Below are 13,929 nucleotides of genomic sequence, written 5' to 3' on the forward strand. Positions count from 1 at the left end.
TCCCCCGTGAAAGTGCGCTTATTAAAGCGCGTTGCCGCCATACGCGGTAGACTGCTCAAACACAGAACTGTTATGCGCGGTGCGTATGAACAACCCATCCAGCCTTGATCGTATCGAACTGATGCAGACCTTTATTCGCATCGTCGAGAGCGGATCGCTCTCCGCCGCCGCCGCCCAGCTCGGCACCACGCAGCCCACTATCAGCCGACGGCTGCAGGCGCTTGAGCAGCGGCTTGGTCTCAAACTGATTATGCGCACCACGCATGCGCTGAAACTCACCGACGATGGCGAGCGCTGTTATGCGCAGGCGCGTCAGCTGGTCGCGACCTGGCACGCGCTGGAGGATGATCTCACCGGTGCCAGCGACGACCCGATTGGCACCCTGCGCGTGCGGGCACCGCATGCGTTTGGTCAGGATCAGCTAATTGAACCGTTAATTGATTATCTGCATCGCTATCCGCGCTTAACCGTGGAGTGGACGTTGAATGACCGCACGCCAGACTTTATAAGCGAAAACATCGACTGCGCCATTCAGGTCGGTGCGCCCAGCGATGCGTCCATCGTGGCGGTGTTGCTGGCGGAAGTGCCGCGCTTTGTGGTGGCGGCACCGTCGCTGCTGGCCGCGCACCCGCCAGTTGAGGACGTCCCGCAGCTCACCAACCTGCCCTGGCTGGCGCTGACCAGCTTTTATCGCAACGAAATCGCCCTACAGCGTATTAGCGATGGTCAGCCGCTGAATCTGGCGATTGCGCCGCGCCTCGCCAGCGACAGTTTATACGCGGTGCGCAAAGCCGCCGTTGCCGGGATGGGCGCGGCGGTGGTGTCATCGTGGGTGGTGCAGGAGGATTTAGCGAAAGGGGATTTGATTCAGCTGTTGCCGGAGTGGCAAGCGCCGCCGCTGCCGGTGTGGCTAACTTATCCGTGGGCCAGCTACTATCCGGCGCGGTTACAGAAGTTTTTCGCCATGATTCGGGACGTGATGCCGAAGTTAGCCGGGACGCAGCCAGCGACGCGGTAGCGGTTTTCCCTCACCCTAACCCTCTCCCAACGGGAGAGGGAACCGATGGTAGCGCGGTCAGCCCCCTCGCCCGCTTGTGCCGATGGTAGCACGGTTAGCCCCCTCGCCCGCTTGCGGGAGAGGGCTGGGGTGAGGGAAAGCGCGCACAAACTACATCTTCACTGCTTTCTTATCCCCCTTCGACATATTGTCCAGCCAGCCCATCACAAAGGCCGACAGCACAAACGTCAGGTGGATAATCACGTACCACATCAGCTTATCGTTTTCGATGTTGCGCGCGTCCATAAAGATACGCAGCAGGTGAATCGACGAAATCGCCACAATCGAGGCCGCGACTTTGTTTTTCAACGAGCCGGAGTCCATTTTACCGAGCCAGCTCAGCTTCTCTCTGTGCTCATCAATATCCAGCTTGGAGACAAAGTTCTCGTAACCCGAGAGCATCACCATCACCAGCAAACCGCCGACCAGCGTCATATCCACCAGCGACAGCAGCAGCAGAATCAAATCGTTCTCCGCAATGCTGAAGACGTGCGGCAACAGGTGAAAAATTTCCTGGAAGAATTTGATGGTCAGCGCCAGCAGGCCCAACGAAAGTCCCATGTAAACCGGAGCCAGCAGCCAGCGCGATGAATACATCAGGTTTTCGATAAAACGTTCCATAAGTTCCCATTAATCAACAGACAAGTGGGCGAGTATAACCGAACTTATGTGAAGTTATTTCAGCCCTTCTTCAGAAATTTCAGGCGCGGCGGGCAGCGGCAATGACAAACGGAACACCGCGCCGCCTTCCGGCCGATTCTCCGCCCAGATGCGCCCGCGATGGGATTCGATAATGGTTTTACCGATCGCCAAACCCAAGCCGACGCCCGGCACCGCCGACTCTTTATCACCGCGCGCAAATTTGTCAAAAATACGCGTGAGGTTCTCCGCCGCGATGCCGGGACCGCTGTCCCACACCGCAATCTCCAGCCGATCGCGATCGCGCCACGCCCGAATACCGTGCTGCGCCGCGTTGCCCGCGTATTTCAGGCTGTTTTCGATCAGATTGGTAAACACCCGCTCCAGCATGGCGCTGTCGCCTTTGATCAGCACCATCTCGGGTAAATCGAGGATAAATTCATGGTCCTTCAGCGACGGGCCCATGCTGCTCAGCGCGCCGCCAATCACCTCATCCAGCGCCACCCACTCTTCGCGCAGATTGAGTCCACCGGATTGAATGCGCGCCATATCCAGCATGTTACTCACCAGCCGGATAGTACTCAGCGTCTGTTCACGAATCTGATTGGCCTGGCCGACATACTTCGACTCTTCGCTGGCGAGATCGAGCATCAGCATCTCCGCCTGACCAAACAGCACCGTCAGCGGCGTGCGCAGATCGTGCGACAGCGCTGACAGCAGCGCATTGCGCAGCTGCTCGCGCTCGGCGGCCAGCCGCGACGCCGCCTCACTGTGCGACAGCGCCATGCGTTCCAGCGCGTTAGCAATCAACACGGTGAAGGTTTCCAGTAAACGCTGCTGTTCGGGGATCATCAGCTGACGCAGGTTTTCCGGTTCCACCACCAGCAAGCCGCGACAGTGATTACCACTTTTCAGCGGCAAAATCTGGTACGGCACCGCGGGCAAGGTATCGGTGCCCGCGCCCGCCGGTTGGCCTTTGCTGTAACTCCATTTGGCGATAGCCAGATCCGGCGGCGTACCGATCGCGGTATCGCCCACGGTTTGCAGCTCGCCCTGCTCATCCGGCAGCAGCAGTAAACTGCGCGCCTGCAGGGTGACATCGATGATGCGCTGGCTGGTGGTGGCGATATCCTGCGGCGTCAAATCGCTGCCGAGCGCTTTCGCCATCTCATACAGATGCCGCGCGCGCTGTTCACGGTAGCGCGCCACTTTGGCCTGATAGCGCACGCCCGCTGTCAGATTACCAACAATCACGCCCACCGCCAGCATCACCGCGAAGGTCACCAGATACTGCAAATCCGACACCGCCACGGTGCCGGTAGGCGCGACAAAGAACAGGTCGAAAGCGATGATGTTGATCACCGTGGCGAACACCGATGGCCAGCGGCCATAGCGCAGCGCCACCAGCACCACCGCCAGCAGATAAATCATCACGCTGTTGGCGGGATCAAACGCCACCAGCAGCCAGCGGCCGACGCCGGTGACCAAAATACACAGCAGCAGCGCCATCACACAGCCGCGCAGATAGAGCCGCCATTTTTCGTTGCTGGCGCGCTGGCCGCTGAGCGGATGCGGCGCATCGCGCACCGGTTCATCCAGTGCGACCACCAGCAAATCGAGATCCGGGCCGAGTTCGCCGAGGCGCTGGGCAAAGCTGTCGCGCCGCCAACGCCGTTGTGGCTGACGGCCGGTCACAATTTTGCCGAGGTTGTGCTCGCGCGCGTAACGCAGCACCGCGCGCGCTTCATCGGGATCGGAGAGCGTGGCGGTTTCAGCGCCAAGTTCCTGCGCCAGTTGCAGCGTGCGTAAAATGGCGCGACGGCGCGCTTCCGGTAGCCGATTGAGGCGCGGCGTTTCCACATACACCGCGTGCCATTCGCTGCCGAGCCGTGCCGCTAAACGCGCGGCGGTGCGCACCAGTTTTTCGCTGCCGGTATCGTCGCCGATGCACAGCAGAATGGCGTCACGCGTGTGCCACACTTTGTCGCGGCCTTGCCGATCGCGCCAGGCACGCATCTGGTCATCCACGCGATCGGCGGTACGACGCAACGCCAGCTCACGCAGCGCGAACAGATTACCTTTGCGGAAGAAGTTTTCGATGGCGCGTTCGGCGCGGTCGCCGACGTAGACTTTGCCCTCTTTCAGCCGCTGACGCAGATCGTCCGGCGGCAGATCCACCAGCACCACTTCGTCGGCGCTATCAAAGAAGGGATCGGGCACGGTTTCACGCACCTGAATGCCGGTGACGCCGCCGACCACATCATTCAGGCTTTCCAGATGCTGGACGTTAACGGTGGTGATGACGTCAATGCCCGCTTCGAGCAGCTCTTCAATGTCCTGCCAGCGCTTGGGATGACGCGAACCCTGCACGTTGGTGTGCGCCAGTTCATCCATCAGGATCACCGCCGGATGGCGCGCCAGCGCGGCATCGAGATCGAATTCGGCGTGGCGCGAACGGCCGGTGGTTCGCCGTGGCAACAGCGCCAGCCCGTTGAGCAGCGCGGCGGTCTCTGCACGATCGTGGGTTTCTACCACGCCGGCTAACACGTCGAGACCTTGCGCCCGCAGGCGCTGCGCCTCCTGCAGCATGGCGAACGTTTTGCCCACGCCCGCACAGGCGCCAAAATAGATTTTCAGCTTACCGCGATGGCTGTCGCTGTGGTTCAGCAGCAGCGCATCGGGATCGGGGCGGGCAATTTCGTCGTTCATCGATCGTCCATCGTAAAAACAGCGTGATAAATCGCGTCGCTACGATTGTGTGCATATACCGTAGCGGCGCAATGCATTGCGCGAGGTGTTTATCCTTGTAAATCATCCAGCGCCAGATTCAGACGCAGCACGTTTACCGTCTCTTCGCCAACAAACGGCAGCAGCGGGCGCTCGGTGTGGCGCACAATCAGCGCCTCGACATCTTTCAGCGCCATCTTGCGCGCGGCGGCGATGCGCGGTGCCTGCCACAACGCGGCTTCTGGCGAAATATCCGGATCTAATCCGCTCGCCGATGCGGTGACCAACTCCACCGGCACCGCTTTGGGCGATTGCGGATTCGCCACACGCAGCGCGGCGACGCGTTCCGCTACCGCTTTATCCAGCGCCGGATTGCTGCCTGCCAGATTGCTGCCGCTGGAGGCCAACGCATTATAAGGCGCATCGCCGGTAGCGGAAGGTCGGCCCCAAAAGTGGCCCGGCTGATTAAACATTTGCCCAATCTGCTCGGAACCGCGTACCGCGCCATCCTGCTCAATCAGCGAACCGTTGGCCTGCGATGGGAACCACCATTGCGCCAGACCGGTGGTCAGCAGCGGATAGACCGCGCCGGTGAGCAGCGTAAGCACCAGTAACAATACAATAGCCGGACGTAACTGACTCATTTCTCTTCTCCTTAAGCCAGACCAAGCAGCGTTAGCAGCAGGTCAATGGCTTTAATACCTATAAACGGCACCACCAATCCGCCCGCACCGTAAATCCACAGGTTGCGACGCAGCAGCGCCGCCGCGCTCAGCGGACGATAACTCACGCCTTTCAGCGCCAGCGGGATCAGGAACACAATCACCAGTGCGTTAAAAATTACCGCCGACAAAATCGCCGAGTTCGGCGAATGCAGCCCCATCACGTTGAGCATGTTGAGCTGCGGATAGGTGGCGGCAAACGCGGCCGGAATAATGGCGAAATACTTCGCCACGTCGTTGGCGATACTGAAGGTGGTGAGCGAGCCGCGCGTCATCAGCATCTGTTTACCGATGTGCACCACTTCCAGCAGCTTGGTCGGATTCGAGTCGAGATCGACCATGTTGCCGGCCTCCTTCGCCGCCTGGGTTCCCGAGTTCATCGCCACCGCCACGTCGGCCTGCGCCAGCGCCGGTGCGTCGTTGGTGCCGTCGCCGGTCATCGCCACTAAGCGCCCTTCGGCCTGATACTGACGAATCAGCGCCAGCTTGGCTTCCGGCGTCGCTTCCGACAGAAAGTCATCGACGCCGGCTTCCGCCGCAATCGCCGCCGCGGTTAACGGATTATCGCCGGTGATCATCACCGTCTTGATGCCCATCTTGCGCAGCTCGGCAAAGCGCTCTTTGATGCCGCCTTTGACGATATCTTTCAGCGCCACCACGCCAAGCACCTGCGCGCCTTCGGCCACCACCAGCGGCGTGCCGCCAGCGCGCGCCACTTCTTCCACGGCGGCATTCACTTCTAACGGGAAGCGGCCATGATTGGCTTCAATGTGGCGACGAACCGCATCGACCGCGCCTTTGCGGATCAGACGATCCTGCACGTTTACGCCGCTCATGCGCGTTTGCGCCGAGAAGGGAATGAAGCTCGCCCCCATGCTGCTCAAGTCACGCTCACGCAGGTTAAATTTCTGCTTCGCCAACACCACGATGCTGCGCCCTTCCGGCGTTTCATCGGCCAGCGATGCCAGCTGCGCCGCATCGGCCAGCTGCTGTTCGCTGACACCCGGCGCGGGCAGAAACTGCGTCGCCTGACGGTTGCCAAGCGTGATGGTGCCGGTTTTATCCAGCATCAGCACATCTACGTCGCCCGCCGCTTCCACCGCACGGCCGCTGGTGGCGATAACGTTCGCGCCCAGCATGCGGCTCATGCCCGCCACACCGATGGCCGACAGCAGGCCGCCGATGGTGGTGGGGATCAAACACACCAGCAGCGCCACCAGCACCGTGATGCTGACCGGCGTACCGCCATACGCTGAGAACGGCCACAGCGTGGCGGTCGCCAGCAGGAACACAATCGTCAGCGACACCAGCAGAATGGTCAGCGCCACTTCGTTCGGCGTTTTACGGCGTTTCGCGCCTTCCACCATCGCAATCATGCGGTCAAGGAAGGTTTCGCCCGGATTGACGCTGCACTGAATCACCAGCCAGTCGGAAAGAATGCGCGTACCGCCGGTCACCGAGGAGAAATCCCCGCCCGATTCACGGATCACCGGCGCGGATTCACCGGTGATGGCGCTCTCATCCACCGATGCGCCGCCCTCCAGCACCTCGCCGTCGCACGGAATGATGTCACCGGCTTCCACCAGCACCACATCGCCTTTGCGCAGCGTATCGGCCGCCACGTTGTGCCAGGCTGCGCCGTAGCGCGCTTCGGCCAGTTTTTTCGCATCGCTGGTTTTACTGATGCCTTTCAGGCTGTTGGCCTGCGCCTTGCTGCGCCCTTCCGCCAGCGCTTCGGCGAAGTTGGCGAACAGCACGGTGAACCACAGCCAGATGGCGACGCCGGCGGTAAAGCCCGCGTTACCGCTGAGCGCGCCGCTGGCCATGCCCACCGCTAATACCGAGGTCAGCACGCTGCCGATCCACACCAAAAACATCACCGGGTTGCGGAACTGCACGCGTGGATCGAGTTTTTTCAGCGCATCCAGCATGGCAACGCGGGTTAGCGCCGCATCAAACAGCGCCAGTTGTTGACGACTCATGATTCCGTTATCCCTGAATTAATTGCAGATGTTCCGCGACTGGGCCCAATGCCAGCGCGGGGATGAACGTCAATGCGCCCACCAGCAAGACGGTGCCAATCAGCAGCGCGATAAACAGCGGGCCGTGCGTTGGCAGCGTGCCGTTGCCGACTGGCTGAATTTTCTTCGCCGCCAGCGAACCGGCAATCGCTAGCACCGGAATGATGATGCCGAAACGGCCCACCAACATGCAGAAGCCCAGCAGCAGGTTCCAGAACGGCGTGTTAGCGCTCAGTCCGGCAAAGGCGCTGCCGTTGTTATTGGATGCCGAGGAAACCGCGTACAGCACTTCGCTGAAGCCATGAATACCAGGATTGGCCATGCCAGCGCGACCGGCGTCGGTCATCATCGCCAGCGCGGTGCCGAGCAGCACCAGCGTTGGCGTCACCAGAATCGCCAGCGCGGTCATCTTCATCTCCCATACGTCGATTTTTTTGCCCATGTACTCTGGCGTGCGACCGATCATCAACCCGGCGATAAACACGCCGAGCAGCACGAACAGCAGCATGCCGTACAGGCCAGCACCGACGCCGCCGAACACCACTTCACCCAGCTGCATCAACCACATCGGCACCATGCCGCCGAGCGCGGTGAAGGAGTCATGCATGGCGTTAACCGCACCGCACGACGCCGCCGTGGTGATCACCGCAAACAAGCTGGAGTTGAGAATGCCGAAGCGCGTCTCCTTGCCTTCCATGTTGATGGCGCTGTCTGCGCCGAGCGCGAGGAAGTGCGGATTACCACGCAGTTCGGCCCACATCACGGTGATCACCGCCAGCACAAACATGATGGTCATCGCCCACAGCAACATGTGGCCCTGACGACGATCGCCCAGATGCTGACCAAAGGTGAAACAGAGCGCCGCCGGGATCAGGAAGATGCTCAGCATCTGCACGAAGTTGGTCAGCGCCGTCGGGTTTTCGAACGGATGCGCAGAGTTGACGTTGAAGAAACCGCCGCCGTTGGTGCCGAGCATTTTGATCGCTTCCTGCGACGCCACCGGCCCGAGCGGCAGCGTCTGCTGCGCGCCTTCCAGCGTGGTGAGCGCATGGTAAGGCTCGAAGGTTTGAATACTGCCCTGGCTGACGAAGAACAGCGCGATAACCAGGCTGATTGGCAGCAACACGTAAACAGTAATGCGCGTCAGGTCACGCCATGCGTTGCCGAGCGTATCCAGCGAACGGTTGGCAAAACCACGAATCAGCGCAAACGCCACGGCGATACCGGTCGCCGCCGACAGGAAGTTCTGCACCGTGAGGCCCGCCATCTGACTGAAATAGCTCAGCGTGCTTTCCCCGGCGTAGGATTGCCAGTTGGTGTTGGTAACGAAGCTGATGGCGGTATTGAGCGCCAGATCCCAACTGAGATTAGGCAGATGCTGCGGGTTCAGCGGCAGCGCGGCCTGCGTCATCAACATCAGCAGCAGCAAGGCAAAACCCAGCGCGTTAAACAGCAGAATCGCCAGCAGATAGTGCGGCCAGCGCATGGCATCGCCGTCGGCACCGGCCAGTCGCCACAGCGCGCCTTCGGTGCGCGGCAGCAGCGGCTTGTCAGCGACAAACAGGGCGAGATAACGTCCCAGCGGTTGTGCCAGCACCATCAGTACCAGCAGAAACACCGCAATTAGCATGAATGCATTCGCCGCCATCAGAATGCCTCCGCATTAAGCAGGGCATAAATCAGGTAGCCCAGAAGAACAAACACCAGCACGATGCCGGCTATCACGCCCACGCTCACAGCAACCTCCAGAGGATTTAGGTAGTGCTGCAAGCATGCGCGGCGCGGCATAAAGAAGAGGTAAAAAGGCGGGAAGCGGGCGTAAATAAAGTATAAAAATGGTGAAGAATTAAGCGCTTTCTAACGCCCAGATGCGGTTCAGATCGATGTTCTGCCATAAGCCGCTGTCTTCCGCGCCGGTGATGCTGTCGGTGCAGAAGCTGTCGCCGAGATCGAGCGCTTCCGGTTTCACTTCGCGCTGCGCGTGCAGCGACCAGAACACATGTACTTTGGGCTTGAGCAGCGATTTTTCGCCCGCCTGTACCACCAGCGCCACGCGCCCGGAAGCCAGTCGCACCAGCGATCCCACCGGATAAATGCCGATGGTGCGTACGAAGGCGTGCAGCAGCGTGTTATCGAAGTGGCCACGCCAGCTCAACATGTTGTGCATCGCTTCGGCAGGCGTCCAGCCTTGGCGATAAGGGCGATTCGAGGTGACGGCATCATAGACGTCGCATACCGATGCCATGCGCGCATACAGTGAGATTTCGTCGCCTTTCAGTCCGTGCGGATAACCGTTGCCGTCATATTTTTCATGGTGATGCAGCGCGATATCCAGCAGATCTTCACCGGCATTGGCTTCCATTAGCATCTGCGCGCCCACGATCGGATGCTGACGCATCACGGTGAACTCTTCATCGCTGAGCTTGCCGGGTTTGTTGAGAATCTCCAGCGGCACCGCGGCTTTACCCACATCATGCAGCAAACCGCCCATACCAACGCGCCGCAGCTGATGCTCATCGAGGCCCATTTTTTTGCCGAGCGAGATCATCAAACCGCACACCGCCATTGAGTGCAGATAGGTGTAATCGTCGTGATTTTTCAGCCGCGCCACGCTCAGCAGCGCCGTGGGTTCGCGGGTGATCGAACCGGCAATTTGATCAACCAGATCAAGGGTGTAATCGAGGTCGAGGCCTTGCCCCATGCGCGCCTCGTTAAACATCGCCAGCACCTGCGGTTTCCCCTGATTGAAGATGCTTTGCGCCTGATCCATCTCCTGGAAAAACGGGGTTTGAGGAATCTCTTTTTTCGGCGCAGGCGTGACGGGTGCCTGTACCGATTTGTCGAGATCGATCCATAACTGCAGGATCCCCTCATTGCGGATCATCGCGATCTGGCGTTTATCAGTGATCAGCATTTGGTTGCGAATGCGCTTATCTTTGACCCACCAAACCTCCAGTTTGTGGATAAACATTCCCTGCCGCAGTTCGTCAACATTAATCAGCTTTATCACGATATCGCTCCTTAATATCAGTGGGTGGTAAGGAGGTATCGGCAGCTGAGCAAAAAATCTTCAGAGTGGATTTGTGCGATCGGTGAGGTTTGCGCGCGAGGTACGTATAAATGCGAATTTTACGACGTTGGATCGCCATTTATGGCGACCATGATTTTAGGCTACAACCGCTGAACGCTGCGCCAGAAAGGCACTTAACGGCGTTACCCTGCTCAACTCTTCCTGTGTTCTGGCATCGTTTTCCACTTCCCATAGATCCAAATGGCGCTGCAGATTCAGCCAGAAATCGACTGAAGTATCGAAAACAGCTGCCAGCCTATAGGCCATTTCGGTGGTCAGTTTACGGTTGTTATTCACCAATGCACTGACTGTATTGCGGTGCACGTTCAACATCTCTGCCAGGTCATTCACTTTGAGGTTAAGCGGCTCGAGGAACTCGTACTGCAGAACATCGCCAACGCTGGTCGGTTTACGCATCGCCTGTTTCATTGTTGCTTCTCTTTAACGGTTAGCAGTTGGCCACAAGTGGCTGCTAGCGGTGTTTACGATAAGTGTGTGGATCGAGATAGAGATCTCTTGCCGTGCCATTAACCCATTGAAAAATTAGTCGATACTGCTCATTTATCCGTATTGAATAATATCCCAATAGCGGAGGTCTTAAGGCCTCAAAGCGATTACCCGGTGGTGAACGCAAATCATGATGCGATGTTGCGGCATGGATGATGTCGAGCTTGCGCGCCAATGCGGACTCAATCATGGCCGGGATATGCTTATGCGGCGTTGCATAAACAAAAAATAATCGCAGCCAATCATCCCTGAAACTGTGAATTGAACCCTTCATCTGCCGCCACACCTAATGTAAACATGGCAGGCAATTTATTGCACTCACGCACTGTGCTCAAGTGCAATATTTAACATCATAACGAATTTCAGATCGGGATTCCAAAAAAATATGATCCAAGTATTAAACCGCTTTAATGCCTTGCTCCTTCTCCTGCTTTTCATAAGAGGCTGCGGAATTTTGCTCCTCACCAACACGTTCAATCGGTCCCATCACCAGCAGGAACAGCAGTGCGGCGACCACGCAATGCGCGCCGACAAATACCAGCCCGATGCTGTAGCTGCCGGTCAAGCCGACGATGATGCCAAACAGCAGCGGCGTGATAAAACCCGCCATATTGCCGATGCCGTTAAAAATCGCGCCCGCCAGGCCAACCGCTTCTTTCGGTGCGGTATCGCTGACAATCGTCCAGGTTCCGGCGCCCGCCGCCACGCCTTTGCCAAAGAAGGCGAACGACATCATGGCGATAATGCCGACGTTGCTGGGGATCACCGCGGCCAGAACCAGCGATGCCGCCATCAGCATGCCGACGATATACGGCGTTTTACGCGCCCAGGATAAACTCCAGCCGCTTGCCAGAAGTTTGTCGGAGATATAGCCACCGCTGATGCCGCCGAGAAAACCAAATACCGCCGGTGCGATGGTGGCAAAGCCGGCGTCAAGAATGTTCATGCCGCGCGCCTGCACCAGATAGATTGGGAACCAGGTAATGAAGAAGTAGCTCAGGGCGATGATGCAGTATTGGCCGATGTAGGCGCACCACAGCATGCGGTTGCTGAGCAGCTTCCTGAACATCGCTTTGCTCAACGGCGGACGCGCTTTTAGCGTTTGTGCCGAATCGATATCAACCAGCGCGCCGCCCTGCTCAATGTAGCGCAATTCATTTTCCGAGACCTGCGGATGATGGCGCGGGCTGCGCATTAAGCCCATCCAGACAAACACTGCCAGCACGCCAATGCCGCCCAGCACAAAGAACGGCCATTCCCAGCCGAAGCGCGACACCAGCCAGCCGGAAAGCGGCGAAAAGATGGCGACGGCAAAATATTGCGCCGAGGCAAAGAGTGAAGAAGCACGGCCGCGTTCAGCGCTGGGGAACCACATGATCACCGCGCGCGCATTGGCGGGAAAACTTGGTGCTTCAATCAGGCCCAGCGCGAAACGCAGCGCAAACATCAGCGTCAGCGCCATGGTCATGCCGCTAGAGAACTCGCCGACAAAACCCATCAGCAGCGTGGAGATCGACCACAGCGCCAGCGTCACGCCATACACTTTTTTAGTGCCGAAACGATCGAGAAACAGGCCGCCGGGGATCTGGCCGATCACATAGGCCCAGCTAAATGCCGAGAGGATCAGGCCAAGCTGGATCGCCGAAAGTCCAAACTCATCTTTGATCGCCGATCCTGAGATCGACAGGATCGAGCGGTCGGCATACGCCACTACGGAAAGAAACAGGATCAGGCAAAGGATCCCAATACGTACGTGGCTGTTCTGTGGACGATGATTGGCTTTTTGCATGGGCTGAATTCCTCAAATGAAACATGCCGGAATACCGCTTTATTTCCCTGTTGAGCAACTATAGAAAGCAGTTTCACCCACGGTCATTGTGCGAATGGCGGAATCGACGGCGCAAAATAGCGCCAGATTTAGCCGCTGGCACAAGGTGAGGTGCGGTGCTGCACAGAACCTCAAAAATCAGCAGGCTGTTGCACCGCAATGTGCGCCAACTCTAAGAAAATCCTTCGCAGTGCAACTATGAGCGCGCAAAGTAAGACGCACCCGAGAGCAAAGTGTGCGCTTAGCTGCAAAATCCAACCTTGCTGATTGTCAGCCGGGTGGCGGGCTCGTAGGCTGAAAATGATTTCATTGAGCCATTTTTAATATCGATGAAACATTCATTCTAATAACAAGCTTACTCTGGAGTCTGCGATGAAAATCCTCAAGGCGATGATGTTGCTCGGCCTGCTATCGACGTCACTATCGGCGCTGGCGGAAAAAATTGGCGTGTCGATGGCCTACTTCGATCAAAACTTCCTCACCATTATTCGTCAGTCGATTGATAAAGAAGCCAAAGCGCGTGGACTCGATATCCAGTTTGAAGATGCACGCGGCGATGTCGGACGTCAGACCGATCAGGTGCAGAGTTTTATCGGTGCGGGCGTGGATGCGATCATCGTCGATCCGGTCGATTCCGCCAGCACGCCGCAGCTCACCAGGCTGGCGCAGCAGGCAAAAATTCCGCTGGTGTACGTCAACCGCACGCCGGGCGATAAATCGCTGCCGGCCGGCGTGGTGTTTGTCGGCTCCGACGAGCGTGAATCCGGCACCTTGCAGATGGAAGCGCTGGCGAAAATGGCTAACTACAAAGGCAATGTGGCGATCATGATCGGTAACCTGACCGACGCCGGTGCGCTGCAACGCACCAAAGACGTTGAGCAAGTGGTGGCGAAATATCCCGGCATGAAAGTGGTACAGAAACAGCCCGCTAACTACGCGCGCAATGAAGGCATGGATTTGATGAATAGCTGGCTGGGCAACGATGAAGCGATTGATATCGTTGCGGCTAATAATGATGAGATGGCGATTGGCGCGGCCATGGCGCTGGCCAAAAGCAATAAAAAGGTGCTGATTGGCGGTATCGATGCTACGCCAGACGGCCTGAAAGCGCTGTCGCAGAACAAAATTCAGGTCACGGTTTTCCAGGATGCGGTCGGCCAGGGCAAAACGTCGGTGGATGTGGCGCAGAAGCTGATCAAAGGCGAGAAAGTGGATTCACACGTGTGGATCCCGTTCGAGCTGGTGACCAAAGAGAATATGCAGAAGTACGTTGAGAAGAGTCAGTAAAAGGTCAAACGCGAGCGATGAATCGCACCGCTACGAATGCGTGCACAATTCCGTAGCGGCGCAATTTATTG

The 13,929-nt window shown here is 58.1% G+C and carries 12 protein-coding genes; 2 read left to right on the forward strand and 10 right to left on the reverse strand.

What is annotated here, in order from left to right:
- Positions 1-85: 85 nt before the first annotated feature.
- The gene (locus ACYAC5_RS18255) at positions 86-1,018 is read left to right on the forward strand and encodes a LysR family transcriptional regulator (protein ID WP_462062070.1); all 933 of its coding nucleotides are present in this window, start codon (positions 86-88) and stop codon (positions 1,016-1,018) included.
- Positions 1,019-1,168: 150 nt separating this feature from the next.
- Here ACYAC5_RS18255 and ACYAC5_RS18260 read toward each other — a convergent pair whose 3' ends face one another.
- The 10 genes from ACYAC5_RS18260 to ACYAC5_RS18305 form a co-directional block, all read right to left on the reverse strand.
- The gene (locus ACYAC5_RS18260) at positions 1,169-1,678 is read right to left on the reverse strand and encodes a TIGR00645 family protein (protein WP_101762740.1); all 510 of its coding nucleotides are present in this window, start codon (positions 1,676-1,678) and stop codon (positions 1,169-1,171) included.
- A 54-nt stretch (positions 1,679-1,732) separates the two neighbouring features.
- A complete protein-coding gene (gene kdpD, locus ACYAC5_RS18265) occupies positions 1,733-4,405 on the reverse strand; it encodes a two-component system sensor histidine kinase KdpD (protein ID WP_309832765.1) in 2,673 nt (890 codons plus the stop codon).
- Between the two features lie 89 nt (positions 4,406-4,494).
- Complete coding sequence (gene kdpC / locus ACYAC5_RS18270; RefSeq protein WP_462062071.1) at positions 4,495-5,067, reverse strand: potassium-transporting ATPase subunit KdpC; 573 nt, start codon at positions 5,065-5,067, stop codon at positions 4,495-4,497.
- Between the two features lie 11 nt (positions 5,068-5,078).
- On the reverse strand, positions 5,079-7,127 hold the full coding sequence (gene kdpB / locus ACYAC5_RS18275; protein ID WP_137386708.1) for a potassium-transporting ATPase subunit KdpB: 2,049 nt from the start codon (positions 7,125-7,127) through the stop codon (positions 5,079-5,081).
- A gap of 7 nt (positions 7,128-7,134) precedes the next feature.
- Positions 7,135-8,814: a potassium-transporting ATPase subunit KdpA gene (kdpA, locus tag ACYAC5_RS18280; RefSeq protein WP_462062072.1), complete on the reverse strand. Its 1,680-nt coding sequence runs from the start codon at positions 8,812-8,814 to the stop codon at positions 7,135-7,137.
- Positions 8,814-8,903, reverse strand: coding sequence for a K(+)-transporting ATPase subunit F (gene kdpF / locus ACYAC5_RS18285; RefSeq protein WP_081113208.1), 90 nt, complete (start codon positions 8,901-8,903; stop codon positions 8,814-8,816). Before kdpF ends, kdpA begins: the two co-directional genes overlap by 1 nt.
- Positions 8,904-9,012: 109 nt before the next feature.
- Positions 9,013-10,176 (reverse strand): HD-GYP domain-containing protein, encoded by a 1,164-nt coding sequence (locus tag ACYAC5_RS18290; protein ID WP_192236933.1) that lies wholly within the window; start codon positions 10,174-10,176, stop codon positions 9,013-9,015.
- A gap of 156 nt (positions 10,177-10,332) precedes the next feature.
- Positions 10,333-10,665, reverse strand: coding sequence for a HigA family addiction module antitoxin (locus tag ACYAC5_RS18295; protein ID WP_101762746.1), 333 nt, complete (start codon positions 10,663-10,665; stop codon positions 10,333-10,335).
- A gap of 43 nt (positions 10,666-10,708) precedes the next feature.
- On the reverse strand, positions 10,709-11,017 hold the full coding sequence (locus ACYAC5_RS18300) for a type II toxin-antitoxin system RelE/ParE family toxin (RefSeq protein WP_101762747.1): 309 nt from the start codon (positions 11,015-11,017) through the stop codon (positions 10,709-10,711).
- A 123-nt stretch (positions 11,018-11,140) separates the two neighbouring features.
- Positions 11,141-12,532 carry an MFS transporter gene (locus ACYAC5_RS18305; protein ID WP_462062073.1) on the reverse strand — a complete coding sequence of 464 codons (1,392 nt, stop codon included), beginning with the start codon at positions 12,530-12,532 and terminating at the stop codon, positions 11,141-11,143.
- Between the two features lie 411 nt (positions 12,533-12,943).
- On the opposite strand from ACYAC5_RS18305, the gene ACYAC5_RS18310 reads away from it, so the two are divergent.
- The gene (locus ACYAC5_RS18310; RefSeq protein WP_462062074.1) at positions 12,944-13,858 is read left to right on the forward strand and encodes a sugar ABC transporter substrate-binding protein; all 915 of its coding nucleotides are present in this window, start codon (positions 12,944-12,946) and stop codon (positions 13,856-13,858) included.
- The last annotated feature ends 71 nt before the right edge of the window (positions 13,859-13,929 follow it).

It is taken from the genome of Pantoea sp. y20 (assembly GCF_054903455.1).